The 21,467-nt window shown below is 62.1% G+C and carries 23 protein-coding genes; 12 read left to right on the top strand and 11 right to left on the bottom strand.

From position 1 onward, the window contains the following. The first annotated feature begins 3 nt into the window (after positions 1-3). The 6 genes from gspI (at position 4) to P3T24_RS17265 (ending at position 5,565) form a co-directional block, all read left to right on the top strand. On the top strand, positions 4-411 hold the full coding sequence (gspI, locus tag P3T24_RS17240; RefSeq protein WP_429436940.1) for a type II secretion system minor pseudopilin GspI: 408 nt from the start codon (positions 4-6) through the stop codon (positions 409-411). Continuing rightward, positions 389-1,066 (top strand): PulJ/GspJ family protein, encoded by a 678-nt coding sequence (locus tag P3T24_RS17245; protein WP_074262974.1) that lies wholly within the window; start codon positions 389-391, stop codon positions 1,064-1,066. Before gspI ends, P3T24_RS17245 begins: the two co-directional genes overlap by 23 nt. A gap of 547 nt (positions 1,067-1,613) precedes the next feature. After that, entirely contained in the window at positions 1,614-2,831 is a 1,218-nt protein-coding gene (gene gspK / locus P3T24_RS17250; RefSeq protein WP_429436316.1) for a type II secretion system minor pseudopilin GspK, read from the top strand. A gap of 28 nt (positions 2,832-2,859) precedes the next feature. Then, complete coding sequence (gene gspL / locus P3T24_RS17255; protein WP_429436319.1) at positions 2,860-4,263, top strand: type II secretion system protein GspL; 1,404 nt, start codon at positions 2,860-2,862, stop codon at positions 4,261-4,263. Next, positions 4,260-4,763, top strand: coding sequence for a type II secretion system protein GspM (gene gspM / locus P3T24_RS17260; RefSeq protein WP_074262976.1), 504 nt, complete (start codon positions 4,260-4,262; stop codon positions 4,761-4,763). The genes gspL and gspM overlap by 4 nt, the downstream gene beginning before the upstream one ends. 22 nt (positions 4,764-4,785) lie before the next feature. Beyond that, positions 4,786-5,565, top strand: coding sequence for a type II secretion system protein N (locus P3T24_RS17265; RefSeq protein ID WP_074262977.1), 780 nt, complete (start codon positions 4,786-4,788; stop codon positions 5,563-5,565). Positions 5,566-5,698: 133 nt separating this feature from the next. Here the strand turns inward: P3T24_RS17265 and P3T24_RS17270 are convergent, their stop codons facing one another. Together P3T24_RS17270 and P3T24_RS17275 are read right to left on the bottom strand one after the other, a co-directional pair. Then, the gene (locus tag P3T24_RS17270; RefSeq protein WP_074262978.1) at positions 5,699-7,234 is read right to left on the bottom strand and encodes an efflux transporter outer membrane subunit; all 1,536 of its coding nucleotides are present in this window, start codon (positions 7,232-7,234) and stop codon (positions 5,699-5,701) included. Positions 7,235-7,442: 208 nt separating this feature from the next. After that, positions 7,443-7,700 (bottom strand): hypothetical protein, encoded by a 258-nt coding sequence (locus P3T24_RS17275; RefSeq protein WP_074262979.1) that lies wholly within the window; start codon positions 7,698-7,700, stop codon positions 7,443-7,445. 258 nt (positions 7,701-7,958) lie between these two features. Here P3T24_RS17275 and P3T24_RS17280 point away from each other — a divergent pair, with 258 nt between their 5' ends. Beyond that, positions 7,959-8,480 carry a MarR family winged helix-turn-helix transcriptional regulator gene (locus P3T24_RS17280; RefSeq protein WP_429436323.1) on the top strand — a complete coding sequence of 174 codons (522 nt, stop codon included), beginning with the start codon at positions 7,959-7,961 and terminating at the stop codon, positions 8,478-8,480. A 214-nt stretch (positions 8,481-8,694) separates the two neighbouring features. Further along, a complete protein-coding gene (locus P3T24_RS17285; RefSeq protein ID WP_429406634.1) occupies positions 8,695-10,257 on the top strand; it encodes a DHA2 family efflux MFS transporter permease subunit in 1,563 nt (520 codons plus the stop codon). A gap of 34 nt (positions 10,258-10,291) precedes the next feature. On the opposite strand, the gene P3T24_RS17290 is transcribed toward P3T24_RS17285, so the two are convergent. The 4 genes from P3T24_RS17290 to ada all read right to left on the bottom strand — a co-directional run bounded on the left by P3T24_RS17290 (position 10,292) and on the right by ada (position 14,934). After that, the gene (locus P3T24_RS17290; protein ID WP_074265891.1) at positions 10,292-10,789 is read right to left on the bottom strand and encodes a hypothetical protein; all 498 of its coding nucleotides are present in this window, start codon (positions 10,787-10,789) and stop codon (positions 10,292-10,294) included. 149 nt (positions 10,790-10,938) lie between these two features. Further along, a complete protein-coding gene (gshA, locus tag P3T24_RS17295; protein WP_074265892.1) occupies positions 10,939-12,555 on the bottom strand; it encodes a glutamate--cysteine ligase in 1,617 nt (538 codons plus the stop codon). Positions 12,556-12,805: 250 nt separating this feature from the next. Next, on the bottom strand, positions 12,806-13,723 hold the full coding sequence (locus P3T24_RS17300) for a DNA-3-methyladenine glycosylase family protein (RefSeq protein ID WP_074262982.1): 918 nt from the start codon (positions 13,721-13,723) through the stop codon (positions 12,806-12,808). Next, positions 13,720-14,934 carry a bifunctional DNA-binding transcriptional regulator/O6-methylguanine-DNA methyltransferase Ada gene (ada, locus tag P3T24_RS17305; protein WP_429436327.1) on the bottom strand — a complete coding sequence of 405 codons (1,215 nt, stop codon included), beginning with the start codon at positions 14,932-14,934 and terminating at the stop codon, positions 13,720-13,722. The genes P3T24_RS17300 and ada overlap by 4 nt, the downstream gene beginning before the upstream one ends. 395 nt (positions 14,935-15,329) lie before the next feature. On the opposite strand from ada, the gene P3T24_RS17310 reads away from it, so the two are divergent. Beyond that, on the top strand, positions 15,330-15,743 hold the full coding sequence (locus P3T24_RS17310) for a VOC family protein (protein WP_074262984.1): 414 nt from the start codon (positions 15,330-15,332) through the stop codon (positions 15,741-15,743). 29 nt (positions 15,744-15,772) lie between these two features. Here P3T24_RS17310 and P3T24_RS17315 read toward each other — a convergent pair whose 3' ends face one another. The 3 genes from P3T24_RS17315 to sap1 form a co-directional block, all read right to left on the bottom strand. Then, positions 15,773-16,327, bottom strand: coding sequence for a YaeQ family protein (locus tag P3T24_RS17315; RefSeq protein WP_429406639.1), 555 nt, complete (start codon positions 16,325-16,327; stop codon positions 15,773-15,775). A gap of 239 nt (positions 16,328-16,566) precedes the next feature. Further along, positions 16,567-17,544, bottom strand: coding sequence for a LysR family transcriptional regulator (locus P3T24_RS17320; RefSeq protein WP_429436330.1), 978 nt, complete (start codon positions 17,542-17,544; stop codon positions 16,567-16,569). Positions 17,545-17,883: 339 nt separating this feature from the next. Continuing rightward, positions 17,884-18,225, bottom strand: coding sequence for a surface attachment protein Sap1 (sap1, locus tag P3T24_RS17325; protein ID WP_074262987.1), 342 nt, complete (start codon positions 18,223-18,225; stop codon positions 17,884-17,886). A 501-nt stretch (positions 18,226-18,726) separates the two neighbouring features. Between sap1 and P3T24_RS17330 the strand changes: the two genes are divergently transcribed. Beyond that, the gene (locus P3T24_RS17330) at positions 18,727-19,371 is read left to right on the top strand and encodes a LysE family translocator (protein WP_429436332.1); all 645 of its coding nucleotides are present in this window, start codon (positions 18,727-18,729) and stop codon (positions 19,369-19,371) included. Positions 19,372-19,486: 115 nt separating this feature from the next. Here P3T24_RS17330 and speG read toward each other — a convergent pair whose 3' ends face one another. Further along, on the bottom strand, positions 19,487-20,029 hold the full coding sequence (speG, locus tag P3T24_RS17335; protein WP_074262989.1) for a spermidine N1-acetyltransferase: 543 nt from the start codon (positions 20,027-20,029) through the stop codon (positions 19,487-19,489). A gap of 317 nt (positions 20,030-20,346) precedes the next feature. Between speG and P3T24_RS17340 the strand changes: the two genes are divergently transcribed. Further along, positions 20,347-20,511, top strand: a complete 165-nt coding sequence (locus tag P3T24_RS17340) for a hypothetical protein (protein ID WP_167379356.1) — start codon at positions 20,347-20,349, stop codon at positions 20,509-20,511. A gap of 118 nt (positions 20,512-20,629) precedes the next feature. On the opposite strand, the gene P3T24_RS17345 is transcribed toward P3T24_RS17340, so the two are convergent. Continuing rightward, on the bottom strand, positions 20,630-21,061 hold the full coding sequence (locus P3T24_RS17345) for an HIT family protein (protein WP_429436335.1): 432 nt from the start codon (positions 21,059-21,061) through the stop codon (positions 20,630-20,632). 199 nt (positions 21,062-21,260) lie between these two features. Here P3T24_RS17345 and P3T24_RS17350 point away from each other — a divergent pair, with 199 nt between their 5' ends. Further along, the gene (locus tag P3T24_RS17350; RefSeq protein WP_074262991.1) at positions 21,261-21,461 is read left to right on the top strand and encodes a hypothetical protein; all 201 of its coding nucleotides are present in this window, start codon (positions 21,261-21,263) and stop codon (positions 21,459-21,461) included. Positions 21,462-21,467: the final 6 nt, after the last annotated feature.

Genomic DNA, 21,467 nt, shown 5'->3' on the forward strand with positions numbered 1-21,467 from the left:
CGGATGAGGGATGTCGGGTGTGCTCCGATGCATCGGAAGTCACAGGGCGGCTTTACGATGATTGAAGTGCTGGTGGCGCTGGCGATTATCGCGGTGGCTCTCGCTGCCTCGATGCGTGCGGTGGGCAATCTGGCGAACAGCGAGGTGGAGCTGCATCAGCGTCTGCTGGCCGGTTGGAGTGCGGACAACATGCTGGCGCAGTTGAAGCTTGCACATAGTTGGCCGGATGTGGGATCGACCAGTTACGACTGTTCGCAGGGCAATTTGCAGCTGCTTTGTACGGAACGCGTGACGGCGACGCCGAATCCGGTGTTTCGCCGGGTGGAGGTGGCGGTAACGACACCGGGCCGCGCCGGCAATCTTGCCCAGATGGTGACGGTGGTGGCGAATGAAACGAACCGTTCGCTCTGAGCGCCGCGGTCGCCGGACCGCGCGTGGTTTTACGCTGATCGAGCTGCTGGTCGCGATTGCGATTCTGGCGGTGATTGCGGTGTTGTCGTGGCGCGGACTGGATCAGATCATCCGCGGACGGCAGACGATCACGAGCGCGATGGAAGACGAACGCGTGTTCGCACAGTTGTTCGACCAGATGCGAATTGATGTGCGGCATGCCGCGACGGATGACGAGTCGGGGGCCGCCGCGGTGTCGGTGAGCGGGAACGTGTTGCAGATCGTGCGCGAATTCGACATGCCGGATACGGCGCCGCGCTTGCAGGTGGTGCGGTACCGGGTGACGGAGGGCCGGGTGACGCGATATGCATCGCCGCCGCTGGGCACGATGGGGGAGTTGCGAGGGGCTTTGCGGAGTGGCGAAGGCGACGGATGGAGTGCGGTGCCATTGATGGGGGGAGTTGGCTCGATCGGTGCGCGGCTGTTTGTGCCAAAGGTTGGCTGGACTACGCAGATGAGCGATGTGCAGGCGGCGATTGCCGAGAACGATAACAATCTCAAGGTTCCCCAGTTGGGGAGTGCGCCGCTGCCGCGGTCGGTGACGGGGCTTGAGGTTGTGATTGGGGCGACTTCGCTGGCGCGGCCGGTTACGCGGGTTTTTCTCGTCGGAGAGTGATGAAGTGGGTTTGGGTTTGCTACCGTCGGGGTTCGTGCTTTCTTTTTCTGCTGCGCAGGCTGGGGGGGTGTTTGCTCTCTGTTCTGGTTTTGTTTGTTTTGGCCTTTCCTTGATTTGCTTTTGGTCTATTAGCGTCGCCCCTGTGCGGGGCAGCACCTACTTTTCTTTGCAGCGGCAAAGAAAAGTAGGCAAAAGAAAGCCGCTCACCCCGCCAGCTTATAAGTGTCCCCCTCTGTCCATAACCCGGAGTGGTGCGCGCACGCAATCATCCCTCGCACCCTCCTCGTTAGTGACAAGGCAGTCATCCGTTCCAGCGTCGCGCTTCGCGCCCCGCCGCCGGGTTCAGCCCCCCGCTCAAGCCGCAGTGGCACTTGCGTCCGCGTCGCGCGCCCAGCAACCCACCAATGGTTGTGCCCAACCGTCACGCACAAAGTGCGTGGGCGGGATGAATGAGTCCTTTGTCACGGAGGGTGAGAGTGCGGGGGCTCATTTCGTGCGCGGACCACTCCGGGTTATGGACAGACGGGGACACCTACAAGCTGGCGGTGTGAGCCCGCTTTCTTTGCTTACTTTCTTTGCGGCGGCAAAGAAAGTAAGTGCTGCCCCGCACAGGGGCGACGCTAATAGATCGAGAGCAAAGCAAGGAAAGGCCAACCCCGCAAGAACACGGACAAGCGCTGCGCAGGCAAACAAGGCAAACAGAAAGGCGCAAACCGGCGTAGCCATAATCACAGCATTACTAGTAGTAGCCCTATCAGCAATCCTTGTCTCAGGCATCCTCTGGCGCCAGCAAGTACAAATCCGCAGGATAGAAAACCAGCGCCTGCTATCCCAGGCCCAATGGATATCAAGAGGCGCCCTCGACTGGACCCGCCTGATCCTGAGATCAGAAGGCGACACCTCCGCAGGAATAACCTACCTGGGCGGGGTCTGGAGCGTCCCCATAGCCAAAACACGCCTCTCTGACTTCCTCGGCCAAATAGGCGAAGTCCGCGCCGCCGAAGGCGCCGACACGTACTTATCAGGCTCGATAGAAGACGCCCAATCCCGCTTCAATCTGCGAAACCTGGTCTCAAGCCCAGCGCCTGGCATGCTGCAATTGAACGTGTCGCAAATCCAGGCCTTCCAGCGTTTGCTCAGCCTGCTCGGCCTCAACGGCTCGGTCGCACAAAATGCCGCGGTGCAGGTTCGCAACAGCCTCGCCCATTCCGCGACGCGCTTCCAGACGACCGCCCTGACCAGCGGCTACACAGCGCCGGCCGTCGTAGGCGGCGCCGTCGGCGGCAATAACTTCACCGATAAACCCGGTATCAGCGACGACGCAGACAATCCCTCTGTCGTGCCCCTGCAGATGACGGGCGTCGATTCGCTGCTCGATGTGCCTGGCTTCTCCCCCGACATGGTCGCGCGTCTGCGTCCCTTCGTGACGTATCTGCCCACCACTACCGCAGTCAACATGAATACCGCGCCGGCCGAAGTCGTCGCCGCTGTCATCGAGGGTATGAGCCTGTCCAATGCGCAGGCGTTCGTTGCGCGCCGCCAAACCGTGTTCTTTCATAACGTCGGCGATGTACAGTTGGCCTTGCAGGGTGCGGGTGTCCCGCAACTGTCGATCGACCCCAGTCTCTACGACGTCAACACCAGTTACTTTTTTATCCACGGCCGAGTCGATCATGAACGCGCGGAAGTGGATCGTACGACCCTCGTCTATCGCGATGCGCTCACGCACACCACCCGCATCGTGAGCGTGCAGGATCAACTATGAATAACGCTTTTCCCGGAGAGAGTGGCCTTTGAGCACACTGATCGTCCTTCTGCCGCCGCGTGACCCGGCGGTGCCATCGCAGGAATGGCAACTGCCGGAGCTGCCGTTCGTGTTGCTCGACAAGTCGGGCCGCACGCAGCGCGCCGGTCGGGCCTCGCTCGCGCTGCTGCCGCGTACCTCGTCGACGGTCCTGATGGTCGCGGCCCGCGACCTCCTGATGATGCCCGCTACCCTGCCCCCGCTGAAGGGACCGCGTCTGCGTCAGGCATTGCCAAACATCGTCGAAGATCAACTGATCCAGGATCCGCAAACCTGTCATATCGCGCTCGATCCGCAACCGCTCGGCAAAGGCCGGCATCTGCTCGCCATCATCGATCGCGGCTGGTTCCGCTTCATCTGCGAAGCTTTCGCTGCAGCCGGTCATCGCAGCGTGCGTGCCGTGCCGGTTACGCGTTGTCTGCCGTCGGCTGCGGTCACCGTCGCTGCCACTGAAACCGCCGCCGCGCTCGCTGAAGCCGAGGCCGAAGCAGCCTCGGCGACGTTGAAACCCGGGGCAGCGGCCAAGCTCGCGGCTGGTCTGCCAATCGAGCCGCCCGCGCCAGTCGTCGCGGCCGTGCTCGGCGCCGTCGTCTCCACTGCGCCCGCCCTGCTGCTCGAGGCGGCGCCGGAGTCCAGCACCACTCGTGTGGAACTGGCGATTGCGCGCGGTCGCCAGGGCGAGGGGCTCGCGTTGCCGGCGACGGCTGTCAACAGTACTCTCGAGGCGCTCTCGGGCGCCGCGCCGGTCACGCTTTATCAGCTCACCGAGGTGCCGGGTAACGAGCCGGGCATGGGTTCGGGCGCGCAGGCGAAACTCGCCGGCCAGGTGCAGGGCGCACAACCGTTGCCGTTCGAGAAGCTCGCGCGCCGCGCACTCGAATGCCGTTTCGATCTGTGTCAGTTCGAGTTCGCTTCGCAGCCTTGGCGGCTCGATCGCGCCACGTTACGGCGTCTGCGTTTTCCGATCGTGTTGGCGGTTGCCGCGCTGGTGGTCGCGATCATCGGCGTCAACGTGCAGTGGATGGTGCTCGCGCATCAGCGCGATGCGATCAACGCGCAGATGACCGAGGTGCTGCTCAACACTTTCCCGAAGACCACCGTCGTGCTCGATGCGCCCGATCAGATGTCGCGCCAGATGCAGCAGTTGCGCGTGGCGGCGGGTGAGCTGTCGCCGGACGACTTCCTGTCGCTTGCCTCCGGATTCGCGCGCTCGCTCGGACCGTTGCCGGTCAACGGCATCGCGGCGCTGGACTATCACGAGCGTCGGCTGGACGTGACGTTCAAACCGGAAGTCAAAGTGGATCCTGGCCTCGCGCAACGTCTGTCAATCAACGGGTTGTCCGGCGCGATCGATAGCAATACCGGCAAGTGGACCATCAGGAGCGGACAATGAAAGCGGAACTTGCTCAAACGTGGGCCGGATTCTGGGACGGACGTACCGAGCGCGAGAAAACGCTGCTGCTATGGGGTGGCGTGGCCCTCGGTGTGGTGATTGCGTGGTCGATCCTGTTGGCCCCTGCCCTCGACGGCCGCGCGCATTTACGCGAGAGCCTGCCGGCGATACAGCGTCAGCTCGCGCAGATGACGGCGCAAGCCGATGAAGCGCGCAGCCTGTCGTCCGCTGCTCAGGGCGTGGCGCCCACTGGCGGCGCCCTCAAGGATGCGCTCACCGCTTCGCTTACCGAACACGGTCTCGTGCCGCTGCAAGTGCAGTTGATGGGCAACGCTGTGCAGGTCCAGTTGAAGAACGCGTCGTTTCCTGCGTGGACTGCCTGGGTCGACGATGTGCGCAAGCAGTTCAAGGTGCAGATTGCCGAAGCCCACATCACCGCGCTCAAGGATGATGGACAGGTCGACCTGACGGCGTCGCTGCAGCCATCGACCGCCAAATGACGGTGCAGCCACAGGATCTCGCATGAATTTCTGGATGCGGCGCCTGCGCGCTGCCCTGCCGTGGCTGCTGGTCGCGGTGTTGTCGAGCGGTACGGTTTTGCTGGTGCTGTTGCCTGCGGCATGGATCACGCCGCAGTTCACGAAGGCGAGCGGCGGTCACGTCAATCTGGTCGATCCCGCCGGCTCGCTCTGGAATGGTTCGGCCACGCTGATGCTGGCCGCTGGATCGGATACCAGCTCGGCGACGCTTCTTCCGGGCCGGATCGAATGGCACACCGCCTTCTGGCCGCTCTTCACCGGCCGTGTGCAGATGACGATGCTGCAAAGCGAAGCGATGCCCGTTCCTGTCACCGTCGACGCTACCCGTCGCGGCGCCGTGGTGTCGCAAGGTTCGATCGCCGTGCCGGCGACGTTGCTCAAGGGCCTCGGCGCACCGTTCAACACGCTCGATCTGCAAGGCGAAGTGCGGCTTGCGTGGAGCGACTGGCGCAGCTTCGGCCAGGAAGCGTTCGGACAACTGACGGTTACGCTGAACGATGCCAGTTCGCGGGTGTCGCTGGTCAAGCCGCTTGGTTCGTACCAGGTGGTGATTCAGGCGCAAGGCAACAGCTCGACCATCGATCTCTCGACGCTTAAGGGTCCATTGACGCTGAAGGGCCACGGCATGGTGGGGGGCGGTGTGTCATCGTTTAACGGCACGGCGAGCGCCGCTCCCGAAGCGCGCGACAACCTTGCGGGCCTGCTGAATCTGCTCGGGCGGCCGAGCGGTCCGGATACGGTAGCGTTGACCTTCGTGCACTGATCGCGGCACTGCGCGCTACGTGCGGCACTGGCGCTCGTGGTGGAGAAATGCGAAAGGGGTATGGCCGCGTGACGGCCATACCCCTTCTGTGTAAATGCGGTTTGTCTGCTGCCAATCCGACGCGGTTGCGTTCCTAGTCGCTTCTGACAGCCGTCGAAGGCGTTGAGATTGCGGAAGCAGCATCCGGCGGCGCCACGGTGCCGGTTTCTCTCGCCATCTGCGATACATCCCAGCCGCCGCCAAGGGCCTTCACCAGACCCACCGACGACACCATCCGCTCTCCCGACAGCGTGGCCAGTTTCTGCTCAGCGGTGAAGGCGGTGGTCTGCGCGGTCAGCACGCTCAGGTATGCCACGGTGCCCGACTTGTACTGGTTCGTGACGATAGCCAGCGCTTGCTGGGCCGAAATGACGGCTTGCTGCTGCACGCCGATTTCCTGCTCCAGAATGCGCTGCGATGCGAGGTTGTCCTCGACGTCCTGAAATGCTGCCAGCACCGTTTGACGGTAGACCGCGACGTCCTCGTCGTAGGCGGCGCGGGCCGCTTCGGTCTGCGCCGAGCGCAAGCCACCATCGAAGATCGTGCCGGCAAGTTGCGGGCCGAGCGTCCAGAAGCGCGCTGGCGCGGTGAGCAATTGCGACAGCACGGAACTCTCGAAGCCGCCGCTCGCGGATAGCGTCAGCGACGGGAAGAACGCGGAGATCGCCACGCCGATCTGTTCGTTGGCGGCCTTGGCGGCGCGCTCGGCCGCCGCGATGTCGGGTCGGCGTTCGAGCAGCGCGGACGGCATCTGCGCGGGCACGGACGGCGGCGTTGCGGTGAGCGGCACAGGCGGAATCGAGAAGGTCGAGGCGGGCTGGCCGACCAGCACCGCAATCGCGTGTTCGTCTTCAGCGCGTGCGATGCCATTGTCGATCGCGGCGGCCTGCGCCGATTGCAGTTGCGCCTGTGCCTGAATCACGTCCGAGCGTGCGGCGACGCCCTGCGCGTACTGGTTCTGCGTGAGCTTGAGCGATTTCTCGTAAGCGACAACCGTGTCGTCGAGCAGCTTCTGCATTGCATCGAGCTCGCGCAGCGAGAAATAGGTCTGCGCCAATGTGCCCTGCGCGGACAGCCGCGCATTGGCGAGCGTGGCGGCGGCGCCCTGCTGGCCGGCTTCCTGCGCGCTGACGGTGCGGCTCACCTTGCCCCACAGGTCCGGCTCCCAGCTCGCGTCGAGTGACAGGTTGTAGCTGTTGCTGACGCTCGAGCGCGTCCCCGAGGTCGAGCCCGCTGCCGAGCCATTGCCCGAGCGGGTCAGGCCAGCCGAGCCGCTGATCACCGGGAAATACGCGGCGCGGGCTTCACCGACCAGTGCGCGGGCCTGCCGGTAAGCGGCGGCATATTGGGCGACGGTCTGGTTCGAGGTATTCAGCTTGTCTTCGAGGGCGTTCAGTTCCGCGTCGTCGTAGATGGCCCACCATTGACCGCGGTCGTGCTGATCGGAAGGTTGCGCAACCTTCCAGCCGGGCGCCGCTTCCTTATAGGATGCGGGCACGTCGGTGGTGGGCGTCTTATAGTCGGGGCCCACCGCGCAGCCTGTCACCAGCGCGGCGAGTGCAGCGGCAACTGCGAGAGTCAGGGCGCGCGGAGCAACGGCCCGCGCGTGCGAGCTTCGGTCAAACTGCATGCAATCAATTCCTGTCGATTCGGCCGAGGCGCGTTCCTAGGTGACAACGGGATCCCGGGAAGGTCGGCGGGCGGAATGCCCGGATGACAAAGCGAGACGGGACATCGCGACGATCCGGAATGGTAGCGTACGCGATGCCGATGACGCAGAAAATTGAAAGAGTAATGCTCGACGCGCGGTGGGTGTGTAACCGGTCCTGCGGAGACGGTTACGTGCCGTTACGGCAGGGCTGTGCGCCCGTGAGGCCTGGCAGCGCCGGCGACTGTTTGGCCGGCTGGGCGGGGTGGCCGTTGCGGCGACGATCGATCCACGCAAAGAACAACACCCCGAGCGATCCCCCCGGCAACACGAACATCACCACGTAGAGCGCGAGTTTCCACCAGCGGTACGGGCCTTGAAAGCTCTGCACTGCGGAGTCGTGAAGCGAGCGGCTCAGGCTGCTCAGGGTGTTTTTCAGGTACAGCATGACGGGGATCCTCTGCGCACCGCCAAGGTAGGGTGCGCGGCAAAGCGGTCAGAACATGGTCTCGGGTGGCGCGAATCGCGCGTAACTCGTTGCCTGTAATAATATTGACTATGCAATTAAATTTCAAGATACTTTGCTGCACGTCAGCATGCCGTGTTGTTTTTTCACCCGCATGATGAAGCGAATTTTCAGATTGACTTGTCTGCTTAGGCAGCTAAAATCCGGTCTGCTTCCTGATGTTTCCAAAGCGAGTTTTCGATGACCGACGGTCCCTATAACGCGGACGAGATTCACCTCGAATCGAGTCTTGGCTATTACCTGTCGAAAGCGCGCAATGTGCTGGTCGAACGGATGGATCGGGCGGTCAAGCCGTTGGGCCTTACCGCGCAGCAGATCGGTGTGATCCTGATGCTGTCGTGCGAGCGGGCCCATACGCCGTATGAGCTGTCGCGCGCCATGTCGTACGACAGCGGTTCGATGACGCGCATGCTTGATCGCCTTGAAAAGAAAGGCTTTATCGTCCGCACGCGCAGCGATGCCGACCGCCGCATGGTCAAGCTCGAACTGACGCCGCAAGGTCGGGAAGTCGCCCGGCAGTTGCCGCGTGTGGGTGCCGCGGTGCTGAACGAACAGTTGCAAGGTTTTACCGCTGAAGATATTGCGACGCTGACGACGTTGCTCGGCCGTCTGATCAAGAACGGCTCGGGGAGCGGGACCGATGACGGATTCATGGCCTGCCCTGGAGCAGGCAATTCACCGTCGCCGGAAGACAGCAAGTAGCCGGGCAAGAAGCCACGATGTAGCCACGAGACGCGTTTTTTCACGCGTCGATGTTTAAGCAGGTATCTGTCTGGGCAGAAAGTGACAAAACATCTATGGCACCGCGTATGGCGGTGAAATATGCATGCTTAGTCAAGCTTTTTGTCCCCGGCAGCTTTGCATGGGATCGGAGTAAGCGCAAAAGCGCCAACTTCGGCCGACAGGAGATTCGATCATGGCCGCTACGGCTCCCGCAGTTGCCCCACCCGCCGCTGAACCGGCACCGCTAGCCGGCGGCACGCTGGCGTTGCTCACTCTTGGTCTCGCGCTCGGCACGTTCATGGAAGTGCTCGACACCTCGATCGCCAACGTCGCCGTGCCGACCATCTCCGGAAGTCTGGGCGTTGCCACCAGCCAGGGCACCTGGGTGATTTCCTCGTATTCGGTCGCCTCGGCGATCGCGGTGCCGTTGACCGGTTGGCTCGCGCGTCGGGTGGGCGAGGTGCGCCTGTTCACGCTCTCGGTGCTGCTGTTCTCGATCGCTTCGGCCTTGTGCGGCTTTGCGCAGAACTTTGAATCGCTGATCGCCTTCCGGCTGCTTCAGGGACTGGTCTCCGGACCGATGGTGCCGCTCTCGCAGACCATCCTGATGCGCTCGTATCCACCGGAGAAGCGCGGCCTCGCGCTCGGCCTGTGGGCGATGACCGTGATCGTCGCCCCGATCTTCGGGCCGGTGATGGGCGGCTGGATCACCGATAACTATACGTGGCCGTGGATCTTCTACATCAACGTGCCGATTGGCCTGTTTTCGGCGGCGTGCGCGTTCGTGCTGCTGCGCGGCCGTGAGACGAAAACGACGAAGCAGCGTATCGATGCAGTAGGCCTCGCTCTGCTGGTAACCGGTGTGTCGTGCTTACAGATGATGCTCGACCTCGGCAAGGACCGCGACTGGTTCAACTCCACCTTCATTGTGGCGCTGGCGATCATTGCGGTGATTTCGATTGCCTTCATGCTGGTCTGGGAGACGACCGAGAAGGAGCCGGTGATCGACCTGTCGCTCTTCAAGGACCGCAACTTCGCGCTCGGCGTGCTGATCATCTCGTTCGGTTTCATGGCGTTCTTCGGTTCGGTGGTGATCTTCCCGCTCTGGTTGCAGACGGTGATGGGCTACACAGCAGGCATCGCAGGTCTGGCCACCGCGCCGGTCGGCTTGCTGGCGCTCGTGCTATCGCCAATGATCGGCCGCAACATGCACCGTCTCAATCTGCGGATGGTGGCGAGCTTCGCGTTTGTCGTATTCGCGTTCGTCTCGTTCTGGAACTCGACCTTCACGCTCGACGTGCCGTTCAGTCATGTGATCTTGCCGCGGCTGGTGCAAGGTATTGGTGTCGCCTGTTTCTTCGTGCCGATGACCACGATCACGCTATCGAGCGTGTCCGATGAGCGTCTGGCGAGCGCCTCGGGCCTGTCGAATTTCTTCCGTACCTTGTCGGGCGCAATCGGCACCGCGGTTAGCACAACGTACTGGGAAAACGACACGATCTACCATCACGCGATCCTGACGGAATCGGTAAGTACTTACGCTCCGAATACGACCACCTATAGCGATTCACTCACGAGCCTCGGCTTTGCCGGCCAAGGCTTATCTGCGCAATTGAATCAGATCGTGACGCAGCAGGCGTACATGATGGCCACCAACGATTTCTTCCGCATCTCGTGCGCCGCCTTCATCGTGCTAGCCGGGCTGGTGTGGATTACGAAGCCGCGCAAGGGCGCGGGTCCTTCGCTGGGGCATTGAGCGCCATTGAACGGCTTTGAACGGCGCCGTTTGCCTACTGCGACACAGGCACGTCTCCCGGCGTGCTCACCGATTGCGCAGGCGCGGACTCCAGCGGCTGACTGGCCGGCGTGGCCACACCGGTGCCTTGCGGTGGCACGCTGACCGGCGCTCCACTTCTCACGAACTCCTTGAAATCGGCGCCCGCTTCCCACGGATTCGGCTTGCAGCCCAACGAGCTGTCGCAATGTGCCGCGAAGCCGATGGTGGCGGTGCCGTCGTTGTTCGACGTCCTCGTGATCTGATATGCGAGCGCGCGTTTGCCGCCATCGGGGCCGGCGGTCTGGATCAGCGAATCGGTGGCGGCTTCGATCTTGTAGGCGGAATGGCTGCTCACCCAGCTCTGGGCGCGTTGCCACCAGACGCTGCATTCGCTTGTATTCGAACAGGTGAGCGGCGTGGTGGCGATCTGCATGACGTCGGGATTCACCTGCCCGCGCGTCGTGCAGCCTGCGGCCAGAACACACAATGTTGCCAACAGAGCTTTCTTCATCGCGTTGCTTCCTCCCTGCGTGTAGACGACCGGATGCGCGTAGCGCGCGCCGATTGTCATTCAGTGTAAGGGTTGGACCCGTGCAATCGGGTGGCGTTTCATTCGTCCGTACGAGCGCGAATACGTTCGCGCGTGCGCGTGGCTCAAACTCAAACGCTAAAGCGATTCAACGTATACGCGCGATACGCCGCCACGAACGCGTCGAAAGATCCGACCTCTTCGCGCTCGAGTTTCGCCTGCTCTTCCAAAGACTTCACGGCCAGCTCGCCGAACGCTTTTTCGACCTTCGCATCAAGCGGCCGCGAGCGGAAATACGCCGCGTGCGCTTCGCTTTGTTCAAGACCGAACTCGAGGAAGCTCTGTTTCCTGTCGCGCAGTGTTTGCAACACGCGCGCGGAAGGCGTTAGCGACGCATCAGCGAGCTTCGCGCGCTGCGCGGCGAGTGCACGTGCGTGCGCATCGCTTCCGTGTAGCGCGTCCAGCGCCTTCGCTGCGATCTCGATCTTCGCGAACAGTTCGTCGGCCCATGCGTGCATCGCGACCTGCTGACCGTCGCGCGTCAGTTCGAGGCCGGGCTTGCGCCCTTCCATCGTGACGCGTCCGAAGTTCTGATTGGCTTCGCAGTAAGCGTCTGCAGGCAGCGAAGGACTATCGTCGAGTGCGCAGACCAGCAGGTAGGCATCGAGAAAGCGCGCGGTTTCGAGCGCAATGCCAGTCGGTTCGAACGGATCGATATCCATGCAGCGCACTTCGACGTATTGCACGCCGCGCGCGGCAAGCGCGTGCAGCGGACGCTCGCCCGGATACGTGATGCGTTTGGGGCGGATCGTCGAGTAAAACTCGTTTTCGATCTGCAACACGTTGGTGTTGATCTGCACCCACTCGCCGTCGCGCTGCGTGCCGATTTTCTCGTACGGTGGATACGGTTGGCTGACCGCCTTTGCCAACGCGTCGAGGTAGCCTGGCAGCGTGTCGTAGTCGGCCCGCAGCGCCGCCTGGGCGGTGGTGTTCGAGTAGCCGAGATCGCTCATCCGCAAGCTGGTGGCATACGGGCGATACAGCGTGTCGGCGTCGAACGTCTCCAGCGTATGTTTGCGATCGCGCAAAAAGCGCCGGTCAAGCACGGGCGACGCGCCGAACAGATACATCAGCAGCCAGTTGGTGCGACGGAAATTGCGGATCATCGCGAGGTAACGGTCGGACTGGTAGTCCACCGCGCTCGCCGTGGATTGCTGTTCGGCGTGCAGCAGGCGCCACACTTCTTCGTTCAGCGAATAGTTGTAGTGGATTCCGGCAATGGTCTGCATCGTGCGGCCGTAGCGCAACGCAAGGCCCACCCGGTACACGTACTTCAGCTTGCCGATGTTCGACGCACCGTACTGTGCGATCGGGATGCCGTCGTCAGTGGCGGGCAACAGGCCCGGCATCGAGTTGTTCCACAGGATCTCGCCATCGAGCTTTGCGTAGACGAAACGGTGCAGCTCATCGAGCTTCTCGAGCGTGATCGCGGCGTCGTGCTCTGCCGGTGTAATCAGTTCGATCAGCGCTTCCGAGTAATCAGTGGTCAGAGACGGATGGGTGAGCGCCGAGCCGAGCGCGCGCGGATGCGGCGTCATGGCGAGCTGGCCGTCGTGCGTGACGCGCAAGGCTTCCCTTTCGATGCCACGCAGGCCGGTCGTCAGCGCGTCCCGCTGCGGGCCGGCAGCCAGCAAGGCCAGGCGGTGCGAAAGCAGGTCGGTCGGGCGAGAAGGTGTTGTCTTTGGCATTGATGCGAGTCGGACGTTGTCGGCCGCCATGCGCCGCTCACGTGAGGCTATGTGTGGTCGACAACGTCCGGCGGAATTTTCAGTAGCGGGCACTTTAACATCTCGTCACGAGGCCTGCTTGAGGCCCCTTCGAGCGCCTCCCGAGCGGCTTTTGCCGAGGTGCTGCGAGCTGCTGTCGTCCCGCCCACTGTACGCCGCGCAAAGCGCCCGCGCGATGCGCGCTTGCCCCACTCGCCTGCTTTGCGTGGCGCTAGCCGCCGCGCGCCGCGCCCGCGCGGTCCGCCACTTCATTCCACAGATGCATGGCTGCGTATGCGCGCCAGGGCCGCCATGCGTCGGTACGAAGCCGTTGCTGGGTGGGCCGTACCAGAGCCGGATCGCGTGCCGCGATGGATTGCATCAGCACCAGGTCCCAGGCGGGCCAGGCGTCGGCGTCGCGCCAGGCGCGCATCGCCACGTATTCGACGGTCCACGGCCCGATACCGGGTAAGGCCAGCAGCGCGGCGCGTAAGGTGGCGGTGTCGACAGCATGACTGTCGAGCGGCACCGCGCCGCTTGCTACCGCTGCGGCAAAGCCTTGCAGCGCCGCCACGCGCTTGCCCGGCATGCCGATCTGCGCCATGTCCGCGGCGGCGAGGGCCGCCGGCGTCGGAAAGCGCCACGCGGTGCGCTCGTGCGGATGGTCTTCGATACGAAGACCTGCGCGCTGCACCAGCCGGCCGATGATCGTCGTGGCCGCCTTCACACTCACCTGTTGCCCGACGATCGCGCGCACCACCAGTTCGAACGCCGACCATGCGCCAGGTACGCGCAAGCCGGGCGCGGCTTCGATCAGAGGCGAGAGCCACGGATCGGAGGCGAAATGCGCGGCGATCGCCTTTGGATCGGCGTGCAGGTCGAACATCCGGGCAATCGGTGCACCCAACGCCTCCGCGTGCTGGCCGGCAGGACCTTCGATGGTGGCGATCAGACATCGTTTGCGCGGGTGGGGACGGACGGTTAGCGTGCCGCTGTCGCCGGCCCAATCGATGGCGCGACGGTACGCGCCGTCCTCGACCGCTTCGACGCCGGGAGTAGCGCGTCCATTGAAGAATCGAAGGATGCGCGGCCAGTCGAAGGGTGCCTTGAAGGGCAGCTCGAGGATGACGAGGTCGGTGGCAGTGCTCACGCGGCGTGGTCCAGATTGGGGGTGACAGCGGTGTTGGGCTTGGCTTTGCGTTTGCCGGCGGCGGTGCTGGTTGCGCTTGTGTTTGCTGTCGGGGTCGCCTTCGCTTTCATGGCCGCCCCGACGCCTGTTTCGACACCTTCAACCACGCCCGCATGCAGAGCCTCGGCATCCAGCAGCGCAGCCTTGCGGGGCAGTCCCCAGCGATAACCAGCGAGCGCCCCGCCCTTTTGCACGACCCGATGGCAGGGAATCGCCAGCGCGATCGGGTTCGACGCGCAGGCGCTTGCCACGGCCCGCACCGCGCGCGGCGAACCGACGGCCTCGGCGATGTCCGAATAACTGCGCGTCTCGCCATAGGGAATGCGCCGCAGCGCGTCCCAGACGCGCTGGCGGAACGCGGTCGCGGCGATGTCGAGCGGCAGATCGAAGCGCTGACGCGTGCCATGCAGATAGGCGTCGACTTGCGCGATAAACGGCGCGAGCCGCTCCGCATCCTCGATCAGTTCCGCGTTGGCGAACTCGCCGCGCAATTCGCTGGCAAGCGCGATGGGGTCGTCGCCGAAGCCGATCTTGCAGATACCTTTGGCAGTGGCGGCAACCAGCACGAATCCGAGCGAGGTTGGCGCGCTGGCGTAATGCACGGTCAAGCCCGCCCCTTTGCGGCGGTAAGCCGACGGCGCCATGCCCAGCTCTCCCGGCGCGCTTTCGTACATACGAGACGGCGACCCGAAACCGGCGTCGACGGTGGCGCGCGTGACGTCCGTGCCGCGCTGGAGCGCATCGCGTAGCGCGGCGCCGCGCTGGGCCGCCTGATACTGCCGCGGCGACACCCCTACCACGCGCTTGAAGAGCCGCTGCAAATGAAACGGGCTGACGTGCACGGCATCGCTTAACTGCGTGAGCGTGAGGCGCTGTTGCGGATCGGCGTCGAGCGCGGCGCACGCGCGGTTGACGATCTCAAGCTCGCGCGGCAGACGGCCTGGCTGACAGCGCTTGCAATCGCGATAGCCGGCGGCGCGTGCGGCGTCTGTCGTAAGGAAGAAATCGACGTTTTCACGACGCGGCTGGCGCGACGCGCACGATGGGCGGCAGAACACGCCGGTGGTTTTGACGCCGTAGAAGAAGGCGCCGTCGGCGTGCGGGTCGCGTTGGGTCACGGCGTCCCAGCGTTCAGCGGCGGTAGTCCAGGCAGATGTCACGGTGTGGTTCATGATGTCCTCGAAGAGACAGTTTCGATGGTCACCAATTTAGTTTGCATGGCGTCAGACTACGCTCCGGTTCTTGCTCTGTCATTGCGCGGGCCTTGTGGCGATGGGGTTTTGGGACCGGTTCCGCATCTGTTGCGACAAAACGCCACCCTATCGGGTTTTCCCTTAAAAAGTTATTGCGTCGCACCAACCCCGTGTGTATAGTAGGCCTTGTCTCCTCCATGTCTCCTCCTGATATGGATTCAGCCTGCTCCCTGAGAGCGGGCTTTTTTTTGCCTGTCATCGGCTGATTCGGCCCCGTATTCTCCGCTCCTGCATTACAAGGGCATACGCCCAGCAGGCCGCCTTTCTCCTACACTCGAACTGATTGCTAGAGAACCGGCCAAGGGGCGTTTTTCATGAAGATTCACATTCGCGAGATCGACCACGTCGTCATTCGGGTCGCTGATCCCGAGACGGTCACCCGCTTCTACTGTGACGTGCTCGGTTGCAGCGTCGAAAAAGAACAGCGCGATATCGGGCTGATCCAGTTGCGGGCGGGACGTTCGCTGATCGATCTGCTGACGGTCGGCGCCACGATTGACCGGCCCGATAGCGGCACGCCGGGTGAAGGTCGAAATATGGATCACCTATGCCTGCGCGTGGAAAAGTTCGACGGCGAGGCGCTTAAGGCGTATTTGAGTGAGCGCGGCGTACGTATCGGCGAACTGGGCGTGCGATATGGCGCCGATGGTTTCGGGCCGTCGCTGTATCTGTTCGATCCGGAAGGCAATATGGTCGAACTGAAGGGACCGCCTGAGGGTGCTGCCTGACCGGGCGCGCCTGATTGACCGCGCCCTTCTTAAGCGTTTGCCGGCGCTTTCAACACAGTCCATTCAATCGGCACCGGATCTGAGTCCGCGCTGCCGAGCCAGGCCGCGCCGTCCTGCACCGTGCACTGCAGGCGCATGGTGCGTTCGGCCAGCCTGCCGAGCGCGGCGCCGACTTCCTCTCCGAGCGTCCAGACCGTGACATTGCGCAGCCGGTCCACCTTGTTGCGCACCCCCTGCCACCAGATCTCGGAAGTGCGGCCACCGTAGGCGATCACCACCACCTCGTTGGAGCGGCCGCTCGCCTTGGCGATGCGCCGCTCGTCTGGCTGGCCGACTTCGATCCAGGTCTCGATAGCGCCGGTCAGATCCTTTTGCCAGAGATCGGGCTCGTCGATGTCCGACAGGCCTTTGCAGAACTCGAGGCGTTCCTGTGCAAACAGCGCGAACGCCGCCACGCGCACCATCATGCGTTCGTCGGTTTCCGACGGATGGCGCGCAATAGTCAGCGCGTGATCGGCGTAGTAGTGCCGATCCATGTCGGCAATCTGCAGTTCCGCCTTATAAATCGTCGATTTCAGAGCCATGCCACACCAGGAGCCCGCGCTTGCGGACCTCACAGAAAAGGAATCATCGGCGGCTCGCTGCCGCCTACCGTTTTGTTTGTACATCGCTCGCTCCTCCACAGGGCTGCGGGGCCGGCACGTGGTGCCAGAAAAAGCTGGCAGCGAAACGTCGCCGGCTGGACTGCAGCCGTGGGGTGGCGAGGACGGATCATGCACGAGAACGCCTGCCCTGGCTGCTTTTTTCAGCCATAACAGAGCATTTAGCGTGCCACCGTGGCGTCGAAGGCCGCACCATACACGTCGGCGGCCGCTGTGCGCAAGGCTTCCAGCACCACGGACGCCGCCGGCGACAGCAATTGCGACTGGCGCGTGATGATACCGAACGTATCCATTCTGCACGGTAAATCCACCGGCATCCGTTGCAACATGCCGTACTGTTGGTATTGACGCGCCACTTCGTCCGGCAGGACAGCCAGCATGTCGCCTTGCAATAGCAGGCTCGAAATGGCCAGGAAATTGTTCGTATTGACCACGTCTTGCGGCGGATTGAGTCCAATCTGCGAAAACATCAGGTCAAAACGGTGGCGCAGCACGCTACCAGGCGGATGCAGCACCCAACTCGCGTTCACGACATCGCGCAGCGTCAAACCTGTCTCATTTTCGAGAGGATGGCCGGTCCGCGCAACGACGCACAGCGGTTCATCGGCGAGCGGCTCGTAGCGCACCTCGGTCTTGAGCGGATTCTGCCGTTCGAGCACCCGGCCAATCATGATGTCGAGCTCGCCCTCTGCAACCCGCTCGAGCATCACGTCGGACGTTTCCACCTGCAGCCAGATCTGCAACTGGGGGTAAAGCTCTTTCACGCTTGCGATAGCGCGCGGCACCATCGTCGCCGCGGCCGCGGCGATCACGCCGATACGCACCTGGCCGGTCAATCCAGCACGCAAGGCCGATATTTCATCATGCGCGTGACTCAGGTTTGACAGCACCATGCGCGCGTGCCGGATCATCACCTCCCCGTACATCGTGGCGAGCATACCGTGTGGGGTGCGGTCGAACAGGCTGACACCCAGCATGTCCTCCAGCTCCTTGAGAAGGCGCGACGCGGCGGGCTGGGTGATGCCGAGCGAATCGGCGGCGCGCCGTACGTTGCCCTCCTCTTCCATTGCGGCCAGCAACATCAGCTGCCGGGTTTTGAGTCGCCCGCGCACAAACCAGTTCGAATGACTGCGTGTCATGTTTATCCCGATAGCGTGGCCGAAAGCCGTCTGCCTGATGCGGCGGCTTTGATCATGCCATACCGGAATTGATATTCGGAATGCTGGAAAGCGCTATGAAACGCTATGCTCACCGACGTGGGTGTTTTGCGCATGAGGCGAATCGATCACAATGCGGATCGACATCGGTCACTGCGAGCGGAGAAAAACAAAACGGCTAGGCGCGGTGCCTAGCCGTTTCCATTTACGTCGACGGACGACGTAATGTGTCTTTAATTCCGCGAACTCACCACACGGCCCCTTTTAAGGGCCGTGAATTGCAGCAGACTGCCCAGGCTTTATAACCTGGCGGTACAGTCTTTACTGCTTGATGAATCGATCGTTAGCCCAGAGGCCTTCCGTATCGCTATTGCCCGAATTGACGAATTCCACGTCATGTCCGACGACGCGCACAACGCGGAAACTCGAATTCTCCGGTGTCGAGATGCACTGATAGCCAGAGAAGAATTCCTGCATTTGCTGCTGTTCGCCAGCCTGCGCGTGCTGATCGGCGGCGTCGAGTTTATCCTTCGACAGGCAGCCATAAGCATTCGCTTTGAACTGGATGGTTTGCTGCGGCTTGACCATCGCGTCCTGGGCCTGCACCGCTGATGCGGCCAGCAATCCCGTTACGGCGAAAAGAAGAGCGACTTTCGATTTCATATTTGCCTCCGTGCGGGTTATTACTCAGGTTAGCTATGTATTTAACTTCTAGGTCATACCCGCATCTTGCACTTTAGAAGAACTTGAGCCAGCAGCAAGCACATCTTGTGTGCGCTTGCAACAGCGGCGAATTGCCGCACCGGTTGTCGCAGGGTAATGCGACGTCCTAAATGATGAAAAAGGCGGGCTTCGCGATGGATTCCTTAATGTCGCCGAACGCGCCTGGCTTTAACTGGCAATGCTCCGCGGGGTATATACGAGTAAACCAGCATCGATAATTAAGCGTCTTAATACGAAAAATCCGGACACTTGATGCGGCGCACACAAAGTCATTCACCAGATAATTGAAAATGAGACAAGTATCGGTTTAATTGCAGGACAAAAAGAGTGCCAGGTCTGTCGTGGCGATGTCGGGTGTGATGAAGATTGTCTGGCGAAAAGTCGCTTGCACTCGCCGAAAGTTCATGGATAAATCAGCCGACAACTTTCGGAGATCCTCCTATGACGCTTGCCCACTGGCTGCCCTTTGCGATTGCTTCGGCAATCCTCGTCGCGATCCCAGGCCCGACGGTACTGCTCGTTGTTTCGTATGCGCTGGGACATGGCCGCCGTTTTGCGCTGGTGACAACCGCTGGCGTCGCGCTCGGCGACCTGACGTCGATGACCGCATCCATGCTGGGCCTCGGCGTGATTCTCGCTGCGTCCGCGGCCCTGTTTACGGCGCTGAAATGGGTTGGCGCGGCTTATCTGATCTACCTTGGCATCAAGTTGTGGCGCTCCCCGACGCGCGATATGGAGGCGTCTGATGTGACAGACGCCGCGAATATCGTCGAGACCCGCTCCAGCCGCATTTTCGCGCATGCCTTTGCGGTGACGGCGCTCAATCCCAAGAGCATCATTTTCTTTGTCGCATTCGTGCCGCAGTTCATCGATCCCCATGCGGCGGCGACCTCTCAGATCATCGCTTTTGTAGCGACGTTCGTGCTGCTCGGTACGTTCAACGCGCTTTGCTATGCAATGCTTGCCTCGGTCGCCCGACGGGCGATCCGCAGCGCGCGCGTGCAGCGCGTCGTAAACCGCGTTGGGGGAAGCCTGTTGATCGGGGCGGGAATTTTCGCCGCCACATGGAAGAAAGCGAGCGCGTGATGGCTCGGTAACGATTTGGCGCGGCGGCGCGAGATCGCTGGACGCGGCAAGCGAACCGCGTTCAGTTGCATCACGTTAGCCACTTCGCTCAACCACGGGTGCGTGACCATCGCGGTCAGTCACGGCGCGGATTCGCAGCGAAGAACTCGTGCTGGAACATGCACATGCGCAACGCATTGTGGTATTTCCCGTTGCCGAAAAACTCCTCGATCAATTCGGCTTCGTGCCGGAAGCCGCATTTCTCGTACACGTGAATTGCGGCGGCGTTCGACTTGTCGACGATCAGATAGATCTTGCGCAGATTCAGCACTGAAAACGCGTAGTCAATGGCAAGCCGGGTCGCAACCGTTGCATGGCCACGGCCCTGTGCCTGCGGGGCAATGATGATCTGGAATTCGCCCCGCCGGTGGATGTAGTCGAGTTCGATCAATTCCGCGAGGCCGACCGTTTCACCGTCGTTATCGATGGCGACGAAACGCCGTTCGCGCTGATCGTGCACGTGCTGGTCATAGAGCTGCGAAAGCTCCGAGAACGTTTCATAGGGTTCTTCGAACCAGTAACGCATGATCTTGGCATTGTTGTTCACTTCATGGACGAAGCGCAGATCGTGACGCTCGAGCGGTCTTAACGTGAGCCTGGCATCGCGTTCGATTGTCATGAGATTCCCCCTTGAGAGTTATTGGTTTTAGATTGCGCCGGATTGACCGTGACGGGAAGAAAACAACTGCGATACCTGTACGGCCAGCGAATTCCAGCGAGCCAGGGTTAGTCCCGTGTGCGTCGTGGGAGTTCTTGAAGTGCCGTGTGAACAGTTGCAGCCTGACGTTCGCGGGATAAGGCGTGGCGCGGGTTTTGCAGGAGCAGGGCGTCCGTTTGTCGCAACCGGCGGACAGGTGTCCGTGAGTGCGCCGGCGCACGCTGGGCACGAGAAGTGCGCCTACAATGCAATTACGGATGGGCGAAAGGAGAGCTGTGATGGAGCACCTGGTACTAGGCGCGTTTCTGATCGTGCCGCTGCTGATAGTCGCGTTCCTGTTCTCCGATGAACTGTGGCAGGAGCATCGCCAGCGCGCGCAGAGAGACCACCCGCGGCATATCGACTGGCACCATCCGTTGCGCAGTTTGTTGCATCGCAATTGATGCCGTTCTGAGTTCTTCGTGAATGTCGGCAGCGGTCCTCTCTAAGCGCTGTAGTCCGCGTAGATCTCCTATGGCTCGCCGACGGCCGCAGCGCTCTCTATAGCCGCGCGTATGGGCCTCAGTTGCTCCCACTGGCGAGCTGGGCACGGATACGCTGCGCGAACCCCTCCAGCGTGGCTTGCGGCGCTACCTCACGAGCGTGCAGGCGTAATGGCACACCTTCCCAACGTGGGATGACGTGAAAATGCACATGCGCGACGGTCTGGCCGGCTGCCGCACCGTTGAATTGCCCGATAAACACGCCATCCGGCTTGAGCGCCTTTCTAACCGCGGTGGCAATCCGCTGCGTCATGCGTATGCATTCAACGGTCGCCGCATCGGAGAGCTCGAATATCTCGGACGCGCCTTCTTTCGGCACCACCAGCACATGGCCATCTGCCTGCGGCATCAGGTCCATGAAGGCCAGCGTGGCGTCACTCTCGGCAACCTTAATGCACGGTAGCTCGCCGCGCAAAATCCTAGCGAAAGGGTTTGTCTCGTCGTACTTCATGGCGCTCCTCGAAGTGGCGTGCAGGGGTCTTTTTCACTGCCGCATCATGATTCGAGTCGTGGCCGGGCGCAAGCGCGAGCGTGCGTCCGGGTAGCGCGGGCGAGGGCAACGCCGCATTAGTAGGACCAATCTACGGGGAATATCAGAAATTCGCGTCACGCGTACTAAAGTTTGCGCGGAACAGGCCGACATCCTGGCTATGAACGACGAACAATCCATCCCATTCGGGCCTGGGCATCCGCAGTATCTCGAGGCGCGGGCACTCGCGCTGAGCATCGCGGCAATTCGTAAGGCTCAGGGCAAAAGAAATCCGGTCGATTTTGTGGTTGGTTCGCCCGACTGGGAGCGGGCAGGCGAAGACTTCGCCCGCGACGTGTTACGGGTACTCAGCCGCGAATAAGCCCGC

Origin of the sequence: Paraburkholderia sp. GAS33, assembly GCF_050436645.1 — a bacterium.
Classification (GTDB): domain Bacteria; phylum Pseudomonadota; class Gammaproteobacteria; order Burkholderiales; family Burkholderiaceae; genus Paraburkholderia; species Paraburkholderia phenazinium_B.

What these genes read in the sequence shown, in the direction of transcription:
- gspI (WP_429436940.1), top strand. Translation starts at nt 4, where the DNA reads ATGAGGGATGTCGGGTGTGCTCCGATGCATCGGAAGTCACAGGGCGGC.
- P3T24_RS17245 (WP_074262974.1), top strand. Translation starts at nt 389, where the DNA reads ATGAAACGAACCGTTCGCTCTGAGCGCCGCGGTCGCCGGACCGCGCGT.
- gspM (WP_074262976.1), top strand. Translation starts at nt 4,260, where the DNA reads ATGAAAGCGGAACTTGCTCAAACGTGGGCCGGATTCTGGGACGGACGT.
- P3T24_RS17265 (WP_074262977.1), top strand. Translation starts at nt 4,786, where the DNA reads ATGAATTTCTGGATGCGGCGCCTGCGCGCTGCCCTGCCGTGGCTGCTG.
- P3T24_RS17270 (WP_074262978.1), bottom strand. Translation starts at nt 7,234, where the DNA reads ATGCAGTTTGACCGAAGCTCGCACGCGCGGGCCGTTGCTCCGCGCGCC.
- P3T24_RS17275 (WP_074262979.1), bottom strand. Translation starts at nt 7,700, where the DNA reads ATGCTGTACCTGAAAAACACCCTGAGCAGCCTGAGCCGCTCGCTTCAC.
- P3T24_RS17280 (WP_429436323.1), top strand. Translation starts at nt 7,959, where the DNA reads ATGACCGACGGTCCCTATAACGCGGACGAGATTCACCTCGAATCGAGT.
- P3T24_RS17285 (WP_429406634.1), top strand. Translation starts at nt 8,695, where the DNA reads ATGGCCGCTACGGCTCCCGCAGTTGCCCCACCCGCCGCTGAACCGGCA.
- P3T24_RS17290 (WP_074265891.1), bottom strand. Translation starts at nt 10,789, where the DNA reads ATGAAGAAAGCTCTGTTGGCAACATTGTGTGTTCTGGCCGCAGGCTGC.
- gshA (WP_074265892.1), bottom strand. Translation starts at nt 12,555, where the DNA reads ATGCCAAAGACAACACCTTCTCGCCCGACCGACCTGCTTTCGCACCGC.
- ada (WP_429436327.1), bottom strand. Translation starts at nt 14,934, where the DNA reads ATGAACCACACCGTGACATCTGCCTGGACTACCGCCGCTGAACGCTGG.
- P3T24_RS17310 (WP_074262984.1), top strand. Translation starts at nt 15,330, where the DNA reads ATGAAGATTCACATTCGCGAGATCGACCACGTCGTCATTCGGGTCGCT.
- P3T24_RS17315 (WP_429406639.1), bottom strand. Translation starts at nt 16,327, where the DNA reads ATGGCTCTGAAATCGACGATTTATAAGGCGGAACTGCAGATTGCCGAC.
- P3T24_RS17320 (WP_429436330.1), bottom strand. Translation starts at nt 17,544, where the DNA reads ATGACACGCAGTCATTCGAACTGGTTTGTGCGCGGGCGACTCAAAACC.
- sap1 (WP_074262987.1), bottom strand. Translation starts at nt 18,225, where the DNA reads ATGAAATCGAAAGTCGCTCTTCTTTTCGCCGTAACGGGATTGCTGGCC.
- P3T24_RS17330 (WP_429436332.1), top strand. Translation starts at nt 18,727, where the DNA reads ATGACGCTTGCCCACTGGCTGCCCTTTGCGATTGCTTCGGCAATCCTC.
- speG (WP_074262989.1), bottom strand. Translation starts at nt 20,029, where the DNA reads ATGACAATCGAACGCGATGCCAGGCTCACGTTAAGACCGCTCGAGCGT.
- P3T24_RS17340 (WP_167379356.1), top strand. Translation starts at nt 20,347, where the DNA reads ATGGAGCACCTGGTACTAGGCGCGTTTCTGATCGTGCCGCTGCTGATA.
- P3T24_RS17345 (WP_429436335.1), bottom strand. Translation starts at nt 21,061, where the DNA reads ATGAAGTACGACGAGACAAACCCTTTCGCTAGGATTTTGCGCGGCGAG.
- P3T24_RS17350 (WP_074262991.1), top strand. Translation starts at nt 21,261, where the DNA reads ATGAACGACGAACAATCCATCCCATTCGGGCCTGGGCATCCGCAGTAT.